We start from the raw sequence: 17,492 nt of genomic DNA on the forward strand, positions 1-17,492 counted from the left end.
GTCGCCTCCCCATCCCGCGCAGCTCAGCCGGCGGCGGTGCTGTCCCCAGTGCCGCGTTCGCGACCCAGAGTGGAGCGAATCTCGTCGAGCCGGGCCACGGCGGCCGAGTCGGCGACCGGAGCACCCTGCTGCTCGGGCCGGGTGACGGCGGGCCGCTCGGCCGCGCCGCGTAGCTGTTCCCCGGCCATGCCGGCGCGGATCTGATCGAGTCGGGCGGAGCCGGCCGCGTCGAGGGCCGCCTGCTGAACGTCGAGCATCTGCCCCTCGACCGAGTTGCCGGCGAGCTCGGCTCGACCCATCGCGTTGGCGTAACGCCGCTCGATGCGCTCGCGCACCTCGTCCAGGGTGGGGGTGGTACCCGGGGCGGTGATCGCGGACATCGACTCCAGCGATGCGGCCACGTTCTCCTGCATCTTGGCCTGCTCAAGCTGGCTGAGCAGCTTCGCCCGCTCGGCGAGCTTCTGCTGGAGGATCATCGAGTTGTTCTCGACCGCCTTACGCGCCTGCGCCGCCGCGCCGAGCGCCTGGTCGTGCAGGGTCTTGAGGTCTTCGGTGGCCTGCTCCGCGGCTACCAGCTGGGTGGCGAGCGCCTGGGCGGACTGCTCGTAGCGGGTGGCTTCGGTGACGCTGCCCCGGGCGCGGGCCTGATCGGCCAGGACCAGGGCCTGGCGGGCGTTGCCCTGCAACCGCTCGACCTCGGACATCTGTCGGGACAGCTTCATCTCCAGCTGCCGCTGGTTGCCGATCACCGCGGCGGCCTGCTGGACGAGCAGCTGGTGCTGCCGCTGCGATTCCTCGATCGCCTGCTGAACCTGCACCTTCGGATCGGCACGCTCGTCAAGTTTGGTGCCGAAGAGCGTCATCAGATATTTCCAACCCTTGACGAACGGGTTCGCCATCTCCGCGGTATCCCCTCACTAGCAACGCGGCCGGCCGCGACCTGGCCGGCCGCGACGGCAGTGACTCCATCGTCGCAGGCGGATGCCAGTATGGGCAGCCGCCGACAACCCAGCGGGGCCACGGTGCCACGACAACCCTACGCGCGCTCAGGCGGCGCAGACCACGTCCCGGTCCGTTGCGCGAACCCGGGTGTGCAGGGTCGCCTTGAGCGGCGACTCCTGGCGGACCTGCACCGACACCGTGCCGTCCGAGGAGGAGACCTGGCGGACCGCCCGGCCGGCGGTCTTGCCGTGGTTGGCGGCCGGGACCGGGGCGGGCTGCTGCCCGGTCGGCTCGTCCTGGACCGGCACCAGCACCCCCGACATCTGCTCGGCGAGCGCCACCGTGTCGCTCACCTCACGCAGCAGCTCGGAGAGGCGGGCGCCAAGCGCGTCACAGATGGCGGCCAGCAGCTCGCTCGACGGTTCCTTGTGCCCACGCTCGATCTCGGAGAGATAGCCGAGACTGACATTGGCGGCAGAGGAGACCTCGCGCAGGGTGCGGTGCTGCCCCTGCCGGCGTGTCCGTAGCGCGTCACCGATCAGCCGGCGTAGCAGGACCATCGCACCTCCCCTGGAGGAACACTCCGTGCGTCGACGACCCGGGGAATCCGGGCCCCGACCACCGGAACCTTCCCGCAACCGTACCCGGTGCCGGCTTGACCGACATACCGCCCCGCCTGCCGAGACAGGCTGCGGGCCGGCTAGCCCACCGAATGACAACGCTGTCGACAAAGAGTGCCGACCGTATCACGGTCGGTGTCATTACGCACCATCGGCCGTATCGCGGGGCGCCCCGGCCACCCGTTCGGCCAACAGTCGAAACGCCTGCACCACACTGGCGGACCGAATGAGCTCACGGCCCCCACCCAGCTCCAGCCGGCGCACCACGCTGCCACCCGGACCGGCCACCGCCACGTACACCAGGCCGACCGGCTTGCCGCCCTGTGGCTCCGGCCCGGCCACCCCGGTGGTAGCCAGGCACCAGTCGGCAGCACACCGGCGCCGACCTCCCTGCGCAAGCGCCACGGCCACGTCCGGGTCGACCGGACCACGCCCGGCGAGCAGCTGCTCCGACACGTCGGCCAGCCGGGACTTCAGCTCGGTCGCGTAGACCACCAACCCACCGCGGTAGACGCTGCTCACCCCGGCGACCTCCACGATCGTGGCGGCGAGCAGACCACCGGTCAGCGACTCGACCGTGGCGAGCGTCTCCCCCCGTTTGGCCAGGCTGTGCACGATGCTGGCGGCGGGGCTTCCGACGGGCTGCTCGGCATCCGCTCCCAGCCCCATGGCTACTCTCCCCTCGCCGTCCTGGTCAGCGCGCGTGCCGCCGTAGACGAAGCGCCCGCACCACGTAGTCGATGCCACTGACCACCGTAACCGCCACCGCGACACCCATGACCCATGGTCCGACCAGGTCCAGCGGCGCCGGCACGGGCCAGAGATACCAGACGATCGCGAGGGTCTGCAGGGCCGTCTTGATCTTCCCGCCCCGGCTGGCGGCGATGACGCCGTGCCGGATCACCCAGAACCGCAGCGCGGTAATGCCCAGTTCCCGAAGGAGGATCGTGACGGTCACCCACCACGGAAGCTGGTCGTAGGCGGAGAGCAACAACAGCGCGACGCCGGTAAGCGCCTTGTCCGCGATCGGGTCGGCCACCTTACCCACCGAGGTGACCAGCCCGAAACGGCGAGCGATCCACCCGTCCACCAGGTCGGTGAGGGCAGCCCCGACGAAGATCAGACAGGCCACGATCCGCCAGCCGACGTGAGTCATCTCGGAGACGACCACCGAGGCGGCGAAGACCGGCACCAACACCAGCCGCAGCAATGTCAACGCGTTGGCGGCGTTGAGCACCGGCACCCGGGGAGCCGCCGGCGCTGGCTCCGCCGCTCCGGTCATCGCCGTGTCCCGCCGCCGCTCCGGCCCCGCGCCCTCCGTATCCTCCCGCCGCACCGTCACCGCGCCACGCCCGGCGCGGCCGAGATCATCGCCTCCGGTACGGCGACAAGGTCCACACCCTCCGTAGCGGTCACCGTGCACTGAACCAGGTCACCAGGGCACAGGGCGGTAAGGTCCACGCCGCCCTCGGCCGGGGCGACCAGGGTGGTTGAGCCATCCACCTCGGGGGCCTGGTGCGCGGCCCGACCCTCCACCGCGCCACCGTCGACCGAGTCGACCAACACCTGCACCGTCGAGCCGAGCCGCTGCTCGGCCCGCTGCGCGCAGAGCTCGTCGGCGAGGGAGCTGAGTCGGTCGTAGCGACGCTTGACGGTAGCGGCGGTGACCTTGCCGGGCAGGCCGGCGGCCTCGGTGCCGTCCTCGTCGCTGTAGTCGAACACCCCGATCGCATCCAGCCGCGCCTCCTCCAGGAAGCGGACCAGCTCGGCGACGTCGGCCCGGGTCTCGCCGGGAAACCCGACGATGAAGTTGCTCCGCGCGCCGGCCTCCGGCGCGAGCTCCCGGATACTGCCCAACAGTTCCAGGAACCGGTCGGTGGAGCCGAATCGACGCATTCGCCGCAGCACCGTCTCGCTGGAGTGCTGGAAGGAGAGGTCGAAGTACGGGGCGACGCCCGGCGTGGTGGCGATCGTCTCGACCAGTCCGGGACGGGTCTCCGCCGGCTGGAGGTAGCTCGCCCGCACCCGAACGATGCCGTCCACCGCGGCGAGCTGGGGCAGCAGCTTCTCCAGCGCCCGCGGGTCGCCCAGGTCCTTGCCGTAGGAGCTGGAGTTCTCGCTGACCAGCACCAACTCCCGTACCCCGGTCTTGGCCAGCCACTCCGCCTCGGCGAGCAGCGCCTCCGGCGGACGGGAGACGAACGCGCCGCGGAAGGCGGGGATGGCGCAGAAGGCACACCGTCGGTCGCAACCGCTGGCCAGCTTGAGCGACGCGACCGGTCCGGTGTCGAGCCGACGCCGCAGCACCGGACGCAGATGCGCCGGCGTGTGCTCGTCCACCTCGATCGGAGCGGACCGCGTGCCGGAGTGCGACCCGGTGGCCGGGGTGCCGTGGCCCGGCAACGACACCGCCGCCTCCGCCCGCCGTACCGGGGTGAGCGGGAGAAGCTCGCGCCGGTCCCGCGGGGTGTGCGCGTCGATCGCGGTTCCGGCGAGCACCGTCTGGAGCCGATCAGAGATGTCCGGGTAGTCGTCGAAGCTCAGCACCGCCTGCGCCTCGGGCAGGCTCTCCGCGAGCTCCCGCCCGTACCGTTCGGCCATGCACCCCGCCGCCACCACCTTCGCGCCGGTTTCGGCGGCGGCCAACAGCGTCTGGATCGAATCCTGCTTGGCCTTCTCGACGAATCCGCAGGTGTTCACGACCACCACGTCGGCGCCTTCACCGTCGGTGGTCACCTGCCAGCCGTCGGAGTTCAGCCGGGCAGCCAGCTCCTCGGAGTCGACCTCGTTGCGGGCGCAGCCCAGGGTCAGCAGGGCGACGCGGCGGCCGTCGGCGGGTGCGGGAGGGGTGGCAGACACCATCCGAGGGTACCGGGCGCCGGTTGACCGCCCGGCAACCGCCAGCGGCCGGCCTCGACCGCGCGCCCGTCCGGGTCAACCCGACAGCGCCACACCGGGGGTCAGCCAGCCCGCGGGGTCGCACACTGGTTGGTCAGACCGTCGCGGCAACCCGGACCAGGCGATCGAGCAGGAAGAGCTCGGTGCCGCCCAGGCCGGTGGCGCAGAAGGCGGAGATCTGGTCCGCGCTGGTCCGGCCCGGCACCGCCGCCGCCAGGACCGCACCCAGGTCGCGCAGCCGTTCGGCGTACGGGGGTAGGGCGGCGAGCATCGGTGGGGCGTACCCGGCGGCCTGGGCCGGCGAGTCGGTGACCAGCACCTCGGCCCGGTCCAGCAGATCCGGGCCGAACTCGTGCCGGTCTACCTGCTTGAAGCCCACCGCGTTCACGTGGGCCCCGGGCGCGAGGTCCGCGGCGTCCACTACCGGGGTGGTGCTGGAGGTGGCGATCACCACGATGTCCCGGTCGGCGACGGCCGCCGCCGCGGAGTCGACCGCCCGCGCCGGTACGCCCAGTTCGGCGCGGACCCGGCTGGCGAAAGCGGTACGCCGCGCCACCGAGCGGCTGTGCACACGCACCTCCCGCAGGGGCCGTACCGCCGCGGCGGCCCAGACCTGCGCCCACGCCTGCCGACCCGAGCCGACCACCCCGAGCGTGGCCGCGTCCGGGCGGGCCAGCGTGTCGATGGCGACCCCACCCAACCCACCGGTACGCCGGGAGTTCAGCTCCGTCCCGACCGCGACCGCCCGGACGCCGCCGGTGCCGGCGTCGTGTAGTACCGCCACCGGTTCGCTTCCGGGGAGCCCGAAGGTGTCGTAGGAGCAGGAGCCGTACCACTGACCGACGAGGTGCCCGGCGGTCAACACCATCCGGCCCCCGTCCAGCGGCGCGGTGGCGCGGGGCGGGGCGACCAGTCGACCGTCGTGGGCGGCGTGCAGCGCGTCCCGCATGGCGGCGATGGTCGTCGGGGCGTCGAGCGCGGCGGCGACCTCGGAGTCAGTGAGAAGCGGCGGCATGGACCGATACTGCAAGATAAAGTCAGGTTCAGCTCCAGTCATGGTGGTGAAGATCACCTTCACCGCACTGCTCCGCTCTCCGGCAGCTGCTACCGTCCGGCAATGGCCTGGATCGTGCTGGTGATCTCCGGACTCCTCGAAACCGCGTGGGCCATCGCCCTCGACCGCAGCGCCGGCTTCAGTCGGCTCGTCCCCACGATTGTCTTCGCCGTCACGGCCGCCCTGAGCATGATCGGCCTCGCCTACGCGCTCCGGGAGATCCCGGTCGGTACCGGCTACGCGGTCTGGGTCGGCATCGGCGCGGTCGGTACCGCCGTGGTGGGGATGGTGGCGCTGAACGAGTCAACCAGCCTGCCCCGGATCCTCTGCCTCCTGCTGGTGATCGCCGGCGTGATGGGCCTGAAGATCTACCACTGACGCCCGGCCCCGGGATACGCCCGGCCCCGGTGCCGGACTGACCCCGCCCGGCACCGGGGCCAGACCGAATCCGTCGGGCACGACGACCGTCCCGGTCAGTCCTCGCCACCGCGCAGGCCGGCCAGAACCTCCGGCAACTCGTCCGGCTTCACCAGCACATCCCGGGCCTTGGAGCCCTCAGACGGGCCCACCACGCCGCGGGTCTCCATCAGATCCATCAACCGACCCGCCTTCGCGAAACCAACCCGCAGCTTGCGCTGCAGCATCGAGGTGGAGCCGAACTGCGAGGTCACCACCAGCTCAACCGCCTGCACCAGTAGGTCGAGGTCGTCGCCGACATCCTCGTCGATCTTCTTCTTGCTCTCCTGGGCCACGGTGAGCACATCCGCGCGGAACTCCGGCTCCCGCTGCTCCTTGCAGAACCGAACCACATCGGCGATCTCCCGCTCGGTCACCCACGCGCCCTGGATTCGGACCGGCTTGGCGGCACCCATCGGCAGAAAGAGACCATCACCGCGACCGAGCAGCTTCTCCGCACCCGGCTGATCCAGGATGACCCGCGAATCCGCCAACGACGAGGTCGCGAAGGCGAGCCGGGACGGCACATTGGCCTTGATCAGACCGGTCACCACGTCCACCGACGGACGTTGGGTGGCGAGCACCAGATGGATGCCGGCGGCCCGGGCGAGCTGCGTGATCCGGACGATGGAGTCCTCCACGTCCCGCGGGGCGACCATCATCAGGTCGGCCAGCTCGTCCACGATCACCAGCAGGTACGGGTACGGCCGCAGTTCCCGCTCACTGCCGGGCGGAGCCGTGATCTCACCATTGCGAACCTTGCGGTTGAAGTCGTCGATGTGCCGCACCCCGTTGGCGGCCAGGTCGTCGTAGCGCATGTCCATCTCGCGCACGACCCACTCCAGCGAGTCGGCCGCCTTCTTGGCGTTCGTCACGATCGGCGTGACCAGGTGCGGGATCCCCTCGTAGCCGGTCATCTCGACCCGCTTCGGGTCGATCAACAGCAGCCGCACCTCGTCCGGGGTGGCCCGGGTCAGGAGCGAGACCAGCAGTGAGTTCAGACAGCTCGACTTCCCCGCGCCGGTGGCCCCCGCGATGAGAATGTGCGGCGTCTTCGCGAGGTTGGCCACCACGTAGCCGCCCTCGATGTCCTTACCGAGCGCGACCACCATCGGATGATGGTCACCAGTGGCCGCCCGGGAGCGCAGCACATCGCCGAGGGCGACATTCTCCGGATCGGTGTTCGGAATCTCCACGCCGATCGCGCTCTTGCCCGGGATCGGGCTGAGGATGCGCACGTCCGGCGACTTCACCGCGTACGCGATGTTGCGGGAGAGCTGGGTGATCCGCTCCACCTTGACCCCGGGGCCCAACTCGACCTCGTACCGGGTCACCGTCGGCCCCCGGGTGAAACCGGTAACCGCGGCGTCCACGTCGAACTGCTCAAACACCCCGGTCAACGCGGCGATCACCTCGTCATTGGCCCGGCTGCGCTTCTTGGGGGCGGCACCACTGCCCAGCAGCGTCGCCGGGGGCAGCGCGTAGTCGCCCGCCAGCCCGGTCAATGCGAGTTGCTCGGCCCGGGTGGGCAGCGGCGAGTGCTCCGGCGGCTCCGCCGGCTTCCGACTGGCCGGCACCTTCGCCGACGACCTGCGGGGCAGCACGAGCGTCTCCTGCAGATCCGCGCCCGCCAGGTCGTCGGCGAAGTCCGCCGGGTCCGGCGGTGCTGGCGGCGTCCGCTTCGCCGCACGCTTGCGAACCGGCTTGCCAGCCTCCGCCGCGGCCTCCTCGGTGGCCTCCGCGCCGGCCGGGGTGCCGACCACCGTGCCGGCCAACAGACCGAGCCGCTCCGGAATCTTGTTGATCGGGGTCGCGGTGACCACCAGCAGCCCGAAGACCAGGAGCAGCAACAGCAGCGGCACGGCCACCCAGGCCGTCACCGCCCGCTCCAGCAGGCTCCCCACCCCCGCACCGATCAGGCCGCCCGCGAAGTCCCGCTGCGCCGGCGAGGTCGGCTCCTGCCCGATGTGCAGCAGCGCGGCCGTAGCGACCAGCATGGACCCCCAGCCGACCGGCCCCCGCCCCCGGTGCTCCGGAGCGGTCGGCTCCCGCATCAGCCGCCAGGCACCGATCATCAGCAGCACCGGCACCACGACGGCGATCGCACCGAGAAACAGCCGTACGGTGTCGGCCAGCCGCTCCCCGACCGGTCCGGCCTTTTCGAACCAGATGCTGGCCGCGCTGAGCAACGCGATGCCGAGCACCAGCAGCCCGGCGCCGTCGCGCCGGTGCTCGGGGTCGAGGCCACGGGCCGCGGCGGCCTGCCGGCCGGCGGCGCGAACAGACCAGCCCACCCCGTGCGCGAGGCCCATCCACAGTGCCCCGAGCGCCCGACCCACCGAACCAGCCGGGCTGGTACGGGCCGTAGGACGACGCTTGGCGGCAGCGCGGGGCTTCTTCGCCGGCTGCCGGGCACGGTTGTTCGTGTTGCCTCGTGGCGACGCGCCGCGCCGCCGACTCGCCTGAGAGGTACGGCCCGCCATAGCATCAACCTAGCGGCGGTACCCGGTGGATCGCCGCTATTCCAGGTCGTGTCCGCGCGTCGGCACGCGAATCCGCCGCCGGTCGTGATATTCGCCTCAGAAGGGATGCCGCATGGCGTCGCCGACCGGGGATATTCCGGACCGCCTCCTGGGCGGCTACCCGGGCACCCTGAGCCCACTCACCAATGAGCTGGTCGCCACCGTACTCACCCAGCGGGGATACACGGTGGAGACCGACCCGGCCGGGGAACTGGTCGGCCGGTGGGCCGACAGCCTCATCTGGTTCCGGCGGCCCGGGACCGCCGGCGAGCTACTCCAGGTACGCACCGTCGTGGCACCCACGTTCGCGATCGAGTACGTCCCCGCGCTGCACGCCTTCTGCAACGCCTGGAACCACGACCGGCTCTGGCCCAAGGCGTTCGTGCACGTCGAAGATGACGGTCGGGCACGAATCTGTGGGGAGGTCATCACCGACCTCGAACGCGGTGTGACCCCGCACCAACTCGACCGGCTCCTCGACCGCGGCATCACCACCGGCTGTCAGCTCGCCGCCGAGGTGGCCCGGCTACCCGGCGGGGTGCCGTCGTGATCGGGCAGCCCGGCGGCCGCGGGCTGGACGAGTTCGGCTGGCCGGGATGGCCACCACGCCGCCAACGACCCGGGCGGAACGGCCGCCCCCTCGCCGAGGAGCTGGCCGACGCCCGGGACTCCCCCGACGGCGAGACCCGCAGCGCCGAGCTGGAACGGATCGCCGCGCGCGCCGACGCCGCCGGCGACGACCAGTCGGCGCTGGAGGCCCGGCTCGCGCTGATCGAGACCTACCTGCTCGACGAAGGGCGGTGGCGCCTGGTCGAGCCGGTCCGCCGCTGCCTCGCCGCCGTGGACCGGCGGCCCGACCTGCTGCCGCCCGACGGTCACGAAATTCTGGCCCGCTACCGGCGGTACGCGGTCGAAGCGCTGCTCGGCAGCCCACGTGGTGGCCTGGACCAGGCCCGGGCCCTCCTCGACGACCTCGGCACCGCCGACACCGCGACCGCCGCCGAACTCTACTGCCGGATCGCCGACCACCTCGGCGACGAGCCGACCGCCCGGTCCTGGTACGACCGCTGGGTAGCGGCGCCCGCCACCCCGGCCGACGGCTGCGTCAGCTGCGCCGCCGTCCGACGGGCGGAGCTGCTCGCCGGGTGGGAGGAGTGGTCCGCCGCGCTGGACGTCCTGGCCGGCGTGAGCCCGGGCGACTGCACCGGAGCACCCGAACGGGGGCTCGCCGCGGGGATGCTTCCGTGGCTCCGGGTCGGTGCCACCGAGTCGGCCGCGGCGGCGCACGTGCACGCGTACCAGCGGCACCGACGCGAACGGGCCGGCTTCGCATACCTCGCGGCGCACCTGCGCTTCTGCGCGCTCAGCGGGAACCCGGTCCGCGGGCTGGCCGTCCTCACCGAGCAGCTGCCCCAGCTGGACCGGGCGCCCGACGAGCTCTCCGCGATGGAGTTCGCCGCCGCCGGGGCGCTGGTGTGCGGGGTCGCGGTCGCCGCCGACCTCGGCGAGCAGCGGGTGCACCGCCCCGCGTACGGGCCACGGCCCGCGGCCGACCTCGATCTCGCCACCCTCGGGGCCGCGCTGACCGACCTGGCCACCGGGCTCGCCGGCAGCTTCGACGCGCGCAACGGCACCGGGCACCAGTCCGGGCGGGTCGCCTCCTGGCTGGACGAGCGGGGCGCAGCCGACCGGGCCCTGGCCCACCCGGTGGCGCTGCCGTTCGAGCGCCCGGACGACGACGAACCCGACCGCGAGCCGGACGACCAACCGGCCGACCAGCCCGCCCCGCTCAGCCTGGCAGCGATCACCAGTGCCCTGGACCGGCGCGGCGACAAGTACATCCTGGACGCCACGGACACCGTCGTGGGGCGCTGGGGCGAGGCGCTGATCCAGGTACGGCGGGCCGGCGAGCGGGGCGAGGTCCTGCACGTACGCGCCGTGGCCAGCCGCCGGCTGCCCGCCGACCGGCGCGCCGAGGCGTACGCGTTCTGCAACGCCTGGAACCAGGACCGGCTGCTACCGACGGCCTACGTGCACGATTCCGGCGCCGAACTGGTGTTGGCCGGCGATGTCAGCACCGACCTGTCCCACGGGGTCGCGCCCACCCAGTTGGATGTGCTGCTGGCCGCCGCGGTACGCACCGGCTCGGCGTACGCCGACGCGGTCGCGGAGCTGCCCTGACCCGGGCCGGCTCCCCGACCCTGCCGCGCCTCGGCTCAGACCTCCACCACGTTCGGCACGATCATGGGCCGACGGCGGTAGGCGTCGTTGACCCACCGCCCCACCGTGCGCCGCACGATCTGCTGCAGCTGGTGCGGGTCGGTGATGCCGTCGGAGGCCGCGCGGTTGAGCGCCTCGGTGATCAACGGCACCACCGGGCTGAACGCCTCCGGGTCCTCGGAGAAGCCCTTCGCGGAGACGGTCGGCCCACCGACCACCTTCCCGGTGACCGAGTCGACCACCACGGTGGCCGCGATGAACCCGCCGTCGCCGAGGATCCGCCGCTCGGTGAGCAGCGACTCCGACACGTCCCCGACGGCGAGGCCGTCGACGTAGACGTACCGGCTCCTGACCCGTCCGACCAGGCTGGCCCGCCCCTCGACCAGGTCGACCACGTCGCCGTCCTCACAGAGCACCACCCGATCGGCGGCGACTCCGGACTCGACGCCGAGCCGGGCGTGGGCGCGTAGGTGCCGCCACTCCCCGTGGACCGGCATCAGGTTGCTCGGCCGAACCATGTTGAGCAGGTAGAGCAGCTCGCCAGCGGGGGCGTGCCCGGAGACGTGCACCTTGGCCACGTCCTTGTGCACGACGACGGCGCCCGCCCGGGCCAGCCGGTTGATCACGCGGTAGACGGAGGTCTCGTTGCCGGGCACCAGCGAGGAGGCGAGCACCACGGTGTCGCCGGGAGCGATGGTGATGTGCCGGTGGTCACCGCTGGCCATCCGGCCCAGCGCGCTCATCGGCTCACCCTGACTACCGGTCGACATCAGCACGATCTGGTCGGGCGGCATGCTGGTGGCCTCGTCGAGCCCGACGACCAGGCCGGGCGGGATGTTCAGCAGACCGAGGTCGCGGGCGATGCCCATGTTGCGCACCATCGACCGGCCGATCAGCGCCACCTTGCGGCCATGCTCCACCGCGGAGTCGAAGACCTGCTGGACCCGGTGCACGTGCGAGGCGAACGACGCGACGATGATCCGGCCCCGAGCCTTGGCGAAGATCGAGTCGAGCACTGGGCCGATCTCCCGCTCGGGCGTGACGAAGCCGGGGATCTCGGCGTTGGTGGAGTCGGACAGGAGCAGGTCCACCCCCTCCGCGCCGAGCCGCGCGAAGCCGGCCAGGTCGGTGATCCGGCCGTCCAGCGGGAGCTGGTCCATCTTGAAGTCACCGGTGTGCAGCACCAGGCCGGCCGGGGTGCGGATGGCCACGGCGAGCGCGTCCGGGATCGAGTGGTTGACCGCGAAGAACTCACACTCGAAGGGGCCCAGTTGCTCCCGACCGCCCTCCCGCACCGTCAGCGTGTACGGCTGGATCCGCCGCTCGGCGAGCTTCGCCTCGACCAGGGCGAGGGTGAACTCCGAACCGACCAGCGGGATGTCCGGCTTGTGGGCGAGCAGGTACGGCACCGCGCCGATGTGGTCCTCGTGGCCGTGCGTGAGCACGATCGCCTGTACGTCATCGAGGCGGTCCAGGATCGGGGCGAAGTCGGGCAGGATCAGGTCCACCCCCGGCTGCTCCACGTCCGGGAAGAGCACGCCGCAGTCGACGACCAGCAGCTTCCCGTCGTACTCGAAGACGGTCATGTTCCGACCGATGGCGCCGAGCCCGCCCAGCGGAACGATCCGCAACCCACCCTCGGGCAGCGGCGGCGGCAGTTCTGTCTCGATTCGCGCCTCGGTCACGCGTTCACCTCATTCTGCGACGCCGTCACCCGGCGTCCGTCGTGTCGTTCGTTCATTCAGGGAGGTCCAGGCCCGCCGCCGCACAGTCGGCGCGGAGCTGGGCGAGCTGGTCGGCGGTGGCGTCCACCAGCGGGGAGCGGACCGGGCCGGCGGGCAGTCCCCTCGCCGCCAGGCCGGCCTTGACCAGGATCGTGCCGGGAGCCCGGAAAATGCCCGTGTACAGCGGCAGCAGCTGTCGGTGCAGGGCGAGCGCGGTGGCGTTGTCCCCCGCGTCGAACGCCCGGATCATCTCCTGGGTCCGCGCCCCGGTGAAGTGGGTTGACGTGCCCACCACGCCGACCGAACCCACCGCCAGCGCGGGCAGGAGGAGCGAATCCTCGCCGCTGTAGTAGGCCAGACCGGTCCGGCTGGTCACCCAGCTGGTGGCGGTCAGGTCGCCCTTGGCGTCCTTCACCGCGACGATCCGCCCGTGCTCGGCCAGGCGCACCAGCGTCTCGGTCTCGATCGCCACCCCGGCGCGGTGCGGAATGTCGTAGAGCATCACCGGCAACCCGCTGGCGTCAGCCACCGCGGTGAAGTGTCGCACCAGGCCCGCCTGCGGTGGCTTGCTGTAGTACGGCGTCACCACCAGCAGGCCGTGCGCTCCGGCCTTCTCCGCCGCAGCGGCCAGCTCGATGGTGTGCCGGGTGTCGTTGGTGCCGACCCCGGCCACCACCTTGGCTCGATCGCCGACGGCCGCGACCACCGTCTGGATCAGGCGTTCCTTCTCCGCGTCGGTCGTGGTCGGCGACTCACCGGTGGTGCCGTTGACCACCAGCGCGTCGTTGCCCTGCTCGTCGACCAGGTAGTTCGCCAACCGGGCCGCGCCATCCAGATCGAGCGCACCATCGGCGGCAAAGGGGGTCACCATGGCCGTGAGCACCCGCCCGAACGGCCGGGAGGCCGTCCGGGCGGGGGTGTCGGGGAGGTCACTCGTCATGCGTCCAACCTAGCGGACGGCCGCTGAGCCCCCGACGGGGAAGGGCTCAGGACACCTCCGCGTGCGGGCTGGTCGCCACCTCGGTGCCGTCGGGCAGGGAGGAGATCACGAAGTCGTTGAAGACGCTCGGGGCCACCCCCTGCAGCTGGCGGAGGCACTCCACCGCCAGCTCCCGGATCTCCACGTCGGCGTGCTCGGTCGCCCGCATGCCGATGAAGTGCCGCCACGCCCGGTAGTTGCCGGTGACCACGATGCGGGTCTCGGTGGCGTTCGGCAACACCGCCCGCGCCGCCTGCCGGGCACGCTTACGCCGCAGGGTGGCGTTGGGTTCGTCGGTGAAGCGCTGCTCCAGGCCCGCCAGCAATTCGGTGTACGCCCGTACGCTCGCCTCGGCGGCCTCCACGAACCGCTTGTGTAGCTCCGGGTCGTCGGCGATCACGGCCGGCTCCACCATCGCCGCGTCCCGCTCCGGCACATACCGCTGGGACAGCTGCGAGAACGAGAAGTGCCGGTGCCGGATCAACTCGTGGGTGAGCGACCGCGACACCCCGGTGAGGTAGAAGCTCACCGAGCCGTGCTCCAGCACGCTCAGGTGGCCCACCTCGAGAATGTGGGCGAGGTAGCCGGCGTTGGTCGCCGTCGCCGGATTTGGCTTCTTCCAACTCTGGTAGCAGGCCCGCCCAGCGAACTCCGCGAGCGCCTGCCCTCCGTCCGCGTCAGTCGACCACTCAACGTCGTCTGGGGGCGCGAACTGGGTCCACGCAATGAGCTTGACCTGGGGCTGCACCATGTCCGGCATTCCTGCGACTGTAGTGGCGCGACCGGCGCCGACGGAAATCGGACCCCGCAGCTTGCCTCCCGCCCCGAGCGACCGGGGGCGCCGGCGCATCCTGTCGAGCTGCCCACACAAACGGGGCGTGCCAGGGGTGGACCGACCGTCAGCGGCTGCCCCACCACCTGGACCTGCGGTCCCGACGCGGACCACCACCCCCGTACCTCGACCGGCAACCCACGACCGGCAGGGCCGAGCCGCGGAGCCCGGTCAGACGTAGAGCGTGGTGAACGGCGCCCAGGGCAGGTTACGCGCCACGGAGAAAGCCAACCAGGCGCCCAGGAAGACCCCGATCAGCTTGTTGCTGATCCGCAGTTCGGGCAGCCGCCACCCGAAGGCCTGCCGACCCGCCCACGCCACGAACAGGTACGCCAGGAAGGGAAGCGCGAAGACGAGAAGGAGATGGTGTCGGGCAGCGGCCGGCAGGTCGGCGTGCAGCAGGTACCAAAGGGCCCGGGTGCCACCACAGCCCGGACAGTCGAGCCCGCTCGTCAGCTTGAGCAGGCAGGTGGGGGCCGCGTCCGGCGTGGACCGGGTCGGATCGATCATCAGCGTGTAGCCGATACCGGCGCCGACACAGCCCAGGGCGGCCAGTGGCACCGCCCACCGAGGCGAGCGTTGCTGGAGACGGAGCACGAATCGGGTCAGTCGGTCCGGCTGCGGAGCCGGATGGACCGGCGTCGCCTCCACCGGCCAGCCATCCGGCGGCGGGGCCCCAGCCGCGGACGGCTGGCCAGCAGCATCAGTCGCCGCGGCGGCCCGGCTCTGCGGCCCGTCAACGCTCGTCACGTCGATCACGGTACACCCGCCACGCTCCTCAGGGCAGCGGCCAGCGGCACCGCCAGGTCACCGGCGGTCGGTGGCGCCACAGCGGCCAGGCCCAGCCAGCCGGCGAGCCGGTACAGCTCGGCGGCGAGCGCTAGCGCCGTCTCACCCGCCTCGACGCCGGGCTCCTGCCACGCTGCCGGCACGAGGAGTACCCCGTGCTTCCGGTCGGCCTTCAGGTCGACCCGGGCCGTGAACCGCTCCCCCTGGAGAAACGGCAACACGTAGTAGCCGTGCACCCGCTTCGGCGCCGGGACGTAGATCTCGATGCGGTAGCTGAAATCGAACAACCGCAGCGTGCGGCCCCGCTCCCAGACCAGCGGGTCGAAGGGGCTGACCAGCCGGTTGCCCCGCACCCAACGCGGCAGTCGGGCCTCGGCGTGCAGCCAGGCCGGCTGCCGCCAGCCCGACACGGTTACCGGAAGCAGCTCCCCCGCCTCCGCCAGCTCGGCAATCGCCGCCCGCGCCTGCGCCAGCGGCAACCGGAAGTAGTCCCGCAGCTCCGGCTCCGCCGCCACGCCGAGGGAGCGGGCGGCCACGGCCACCAGAGTCCGGTACGCCTCGGCGTCGCTCGGGGTGGGCGCCGCCAGTACCGCCGGCGGCAGCACCTGCTCCGGCAGGGCGTAACGGCGGGCGAAGGACGTCGTACGCTCGGCGGCCGTCACCTCACCGGACCAGAACAGGTACTCCACCGCCCGCTTCGTCGCGGACCAGTTCCAGCCCCAGTTACCGGTCACCCGGTCAGCGTCGTGCTCGATCTCCGCGGCGGTGATCGGCCCGCGGGCCGCTACCTCGTCCCGGACCCACGCCACCAGATCCGGCTGCTCCTCGGCGATCCGGCGCATGCCGCCCCAGGCCTGGCTACGGGCGCGCGCCATCCGCCAGCGCAGCGCCGGCTGCAACGCGACCGGCACCAGCGACGCCTCGTGCCCCCAGTACTCGAAAAGATCCCGGGGTTGGCGGTACGCGGCCGCGTCGAGCAGCGTCGTCGGGTAGGGACCGAGGCGGCTGTAGAGCGGCAGATAGTGCGCCCGCTGGAGCACGTTGACCGAGTCCAGCTGGATCAGACCGACCCGGTCCAGCACCCGACGCAGGTGCCGGCGGGTGGGCACACCGGTCGGCGCGGGGTCGGTGAAACCCTGGGCTGCCAGGGCGATCCGTCGGGCTTGGGCGAGCGAGAGCGATTCCGGCGCGGTCATCGCGGGGACACTAGGTCACCGGTACGACACTGCTCCGGGGACGGCCCTCCTCCTGCCCGGCCGTCCCGACCGCGGTCTGGTGCGTCACGGTCCGGATCGGCAGAAACGCCAGCAGGGCCAGGCTGATCCAGACGTACGTGTTGCTGCCGAGGAAGCCGTCGATCCCGGTGAAGTCCCGCTCCCAGGCCCACACGATCCGGCTGATCAGGAACGCGTACGCGATGCCCACGGCCGCCAGTAGCCGGCGCTGCCGACGGCTGCCGGCGGGCGCCGCCATCGCGTTGTCCACCAACAGGATGAGCGCCGGCAGCAGCCAGACCAGATGGTGTACCCAGGTGACCGGGCTGACCAGACACATCAGCACACCGGTCAACGCCAGCCCGGTCGCCTCGTCACCGACCGCCACCGCAGCCCGGGCCCGCCACACCCAGAGCGCCAGCACCACCACCACCAGCGCCAACCAGGCGACGGTACTCGGATTCTCCGGGTTCAGCCGGGCCACCACTCCACGGAGGGACTGGTTGGAGACGAAGGAGAGCTCGCCCACGCGGTTGGTGTTCCACAGCGCCTCGGTCCAGAACACCCGGGAGGCATCCGGGAAGAGGGCGGCGGCGAACAGGGTCGCGCCGGCGGCCGTGCCCATCGCGGTTACCGCCGCCCGCCAGCGCCCGGTCACCAGCAGGTAGACGATGAAGATCCCCGGGGTCAGCTTGATCGCGGTGGCCAGGCCGATGGTGGCACCGGCCCACCGGCTACCCGAAGGCAGTAACCGCAGCAGATCAACCGCCACCAGAAACAGCAACAGCATGTTGACCTGGCCAAAGTTCACCGTCTCCCGCATCGGCTCGTAGGCCGCGGCGAGGCAGAGCGCCACCGCGATGGCAAACCAGCGGGTCCAGCCAGCGCGGCGCGAGATCGGGTCCAGCAGCCACCAGAACAGCACCAGGGTGACCACCACGCTCGCGGAGACGCTCAGCACGATCGCCATAGTCCAGGAGACGTACGCCATCGGCAGCATGACCAGGGCTGCGAACGGCGGGTAGGTGAAGCCGTACTGGGTGAACGGGCGCAGGAAGTCGTAGATCTCTCCGCCGTCGTGCACCCAGTAGCGGATCGCGCCGTAGTAGACCCCAAGGTCAAAAAATCCGTGCCGCGCGGCCGCCACGGACAGGAACAGGGCCACCCCGATGGCGAGCCCGACCACACCGATCGCCTGTCTGACCGTCCGCTTGGCACCCTGCGCCATCGTCGCCTCCTCCA

At 71.7% G+C, this 17,492-nt stretch carries 16 protein-coding genes; 3 read left to right on the forward strand and 13 right to left on the reverse strand.

From position 1 onward, the window contains the following. Positions 1–23 precede the first annotated feature (23 nt). The 6 genes from SALPAC3_RS0107455 to SALPAC3_RS0107480 form a co-directional block, all read right to left on the reverse strand. Positions 24–899: a PspA/IM30 family protein gene (locus SALPAC3_RS0107455; protein WP_018220629.1), complete on the reverse strand. Its 876-nt coding sequence runs from the start codon at positions 897–899 to the stop codon at positions 24–26. 147 nt (positions 900–1,046) lie between these two features. Next, on the reverse strand, positions 1,047–1,502 hold the full coding sequence (locus SALPAC3_RS0107460; RefSeq protein ID WP_018220630.1) for a helix-turn-helix domain-containing protein: 456 nt from the start codon (positions 1,500–1,502) through the stop codon (positions 1,047–1,049). A gap of 201 nt (positions 1,503–1,703) precedes the next feature. Continuing rightward, a complete protein-coding gene (locus tag SALPAC3_RS0107465) occupies positions 1,704–2,231 on the reverse strand; it encodes a CinA family protein (RefSeq protein WP_018220631.1) in 528 nt (175 codons plus the stop codon). 25 nt (positions 2,232–2,256) lie between these two features. Then, complete coding sequence (gene pgsA, locus SALPAC3_RS0107470; RefSeq protein WP_018819400.1) at positions 2,257–2,844, reverse strand: CDP-diacylglycerol--glycerol-3-phosphate 3-phosphatidyltransferase; 588 nt, start codon at positions 2,842–2,844, stop codon at positions 2,257–2,259. Between the two features lie 56 nt (positions 2,845–2,900). Next, entirely contained in the window at positions 2,901–4,424 is a 1,524-nt protein-coding gene (rimO, locus tag SALPAC3_RS0107475) for a 30S ribosomal protein S12 methylthiotransferase RimO (protein WP_018220633.1), read from the reverse strand. Between the two features lie 130 nt (positions 4,425–4,554). Next, positions 4,555–5,475, reverse strand: a complete 921-nt coding sequence (locus tag SALPAC3_RS0107480; protein WP_026185321.1) for an ornithine cyclodeaminase family protein — start codon at positions 5,473–5,475, stop codon at positions 4,555–4,557. Between the two features lie 102 nt (positions 5,476–5,577). Between SALPAC3_RS0107480 and SALPAC3_RS0107485 the strand changes: the two genes are divergently transcribed. Beyond that, positions 5,578–5,892 (forward strand): DMT family transporter, encoded by a 315-nt coding sequence (locus SALPAC3_RS0107485; RefSeq protein ID WP_018220635.1) that lies wholly within the window; start codon positions 5,578–5,580, stop codon positions 5,890–5,892. Positions 5,893–5,987: 95 nt separating this feature from the next. Here the strand turns inward: SALPAC3_RS0107485 and SALPAC3_RS0107490 are convergent, their stop codons facing one another. Further along, positions 5,988–8,453 carry an FtsK/SpoIIIE family DNA translocase gene (locus tag SALPAC3_RS0107490; RefSeq protein WP_026185322.1) on the reverse strand — a complete coding sequence of 822 codons (2,466 nt, stop codon included), beginning with the start codon at positions 8,451–8,453 and terminating at the stop codon, positions 5,988–5,990. A 112-nt stretch (positions 8,454–8,565) separates the two neighbouring features. Here SALPAC3_RS0107490 and SALPAC3_RS0107495 point away from each other — a divergent pair, with 112 nt between their 5' ends. Both SALPAC3_RS0107495 and SALPAC3_RS0107500 read left to right on the forward strand, forming a co-directional pair. Further along, on the forward strand, positions 8,566–9,042 hold the full coding sequence (locus tag SALPAC3_RS0107495) for a type III secretion system chaperone family protein (protein WP_018220637.1): 477 nt from the start codon (positions 8,566–8,568) through the stop codon (positions 9,040–9,042). Beyond that, positions 9,039–10,673, forward strand: coding sequence for a type III secretion system chaperone family protein (locus SALPAC3_RS0107500; RefSeq protein ID WP_018220638.1), 1,635 nt, complete (start codon positions 9,039–9,041; stop codon positions 10,671–10,673). The genes SALPAC3_RS0107495 and SALPAC3_RS0107500 overlap by 4 nt, the downstream gene beginning before the upstream one ends. Positions 10,674–10,708: 35 nt before the next feature. Here the strand turns inward: SALPAC3_RS0107500 and SALPAC3_RS0107505 are convergent, their stop codons facing one another. The 6 genes from SALPAC3_RS0107505 to SALPAC3_RS0107530 all read right to left on the reverse strand — a co-directional run bounded on the left by SALPAC3_RS0107505 (position 10,709) and on the right by SALPAC3_RS0107530 (position 17,478). Then, positions 10,709–12,397 carry a ribonuclease J gene (locus SALPAC3_RS0107505; RefSeq protein WP_018220639.1) on the reverse strand — a complete coding sequence of 563 codons (1,689 nt, stop codon included), beginning with the start codon at positions 12,395–12,397 and terminating at the stop codon, positions 10,709–10,711. A gap of 52 nt (positions 12,398–12,449) precedes the next feature. Further along, the gene (gene dapA, locus SALPAC3_RS0107510; protein ID WP_018220640.1) at positions 12,450–13,376 is read right to left on the reverse strand and encodes a 4-hydroxy-tetrahydrodipicolinate synthase; all 927 of its coding nucleotides are present in this window, start codon (positions 13,374–13,376) and stop codon (positions 12,450–12,452) included. Positions 13,377–13,422: 46 nt separating this feature from the next. Next, a complete protein-coding gene (gene thyX, locus SALPAC3_RS0107515) occupies positions 13,423–14,166 on the reverse strand; it encodes an FAD-dependent thymidylate synthase (protein WP_026185323.1) in 744 nt (247 codons plus the stop codon). 252 nt (positions 14,167–14,418) lie between these two features. Then, positions 14,419–15,006 (reverse strand): DUF2752 domain-containing protein, encoded by a 588-nt coding sequence (locus SALPAC3_RS0107520; RefSeq protein ID WP_018220642.1) that lies wholly within the window; start codon positions 15,004–15,006, stop codon positions 14,419–14,421. Continuing rightward, entirely contained in the window at positions 15,003–16,232 is a 1,230-nt protein-coding gene (locus SALPAC3_RS0107525; RefSeq protein ID WP_018220643.1) for a winged helix-turn-helix domain-containing protein, read from the reverse strand. The genes SALPAC3_RS0107520 and SALPAC3_RS0107525 overlap by 4 nt, the downstream gene beginning before the upstream one ends. 10 nt (positions 16,233–16,242) lie before the next feature. Further along, positions 16,243–17,478 carry a glycosyltransferase 87 family protein gene (locus SALPAC3_RS0107530; RefSeq protein ID WP_018220644.1) on the reverse strand — a complete coding sequence of 412 codons (1,236 nt, stop codon included), beginning with the start codon at positions 17,476–17,478 and terminating at the stop codon, positions 16,243–16,245. Positions 17,479–17,492: the final 14 nt, after the last annotated feature.

This window comes from Salinispora pacifica DSM 45544 (assembly GCF_000378845.1).
GTDB classification, from domain to species: domain Bacteria; phylum Actinomycetota; class Actinomycetes; order Mycobacteriales; family Micromonosporaceae; genus Micromonospora; species Micromonospora pacifica.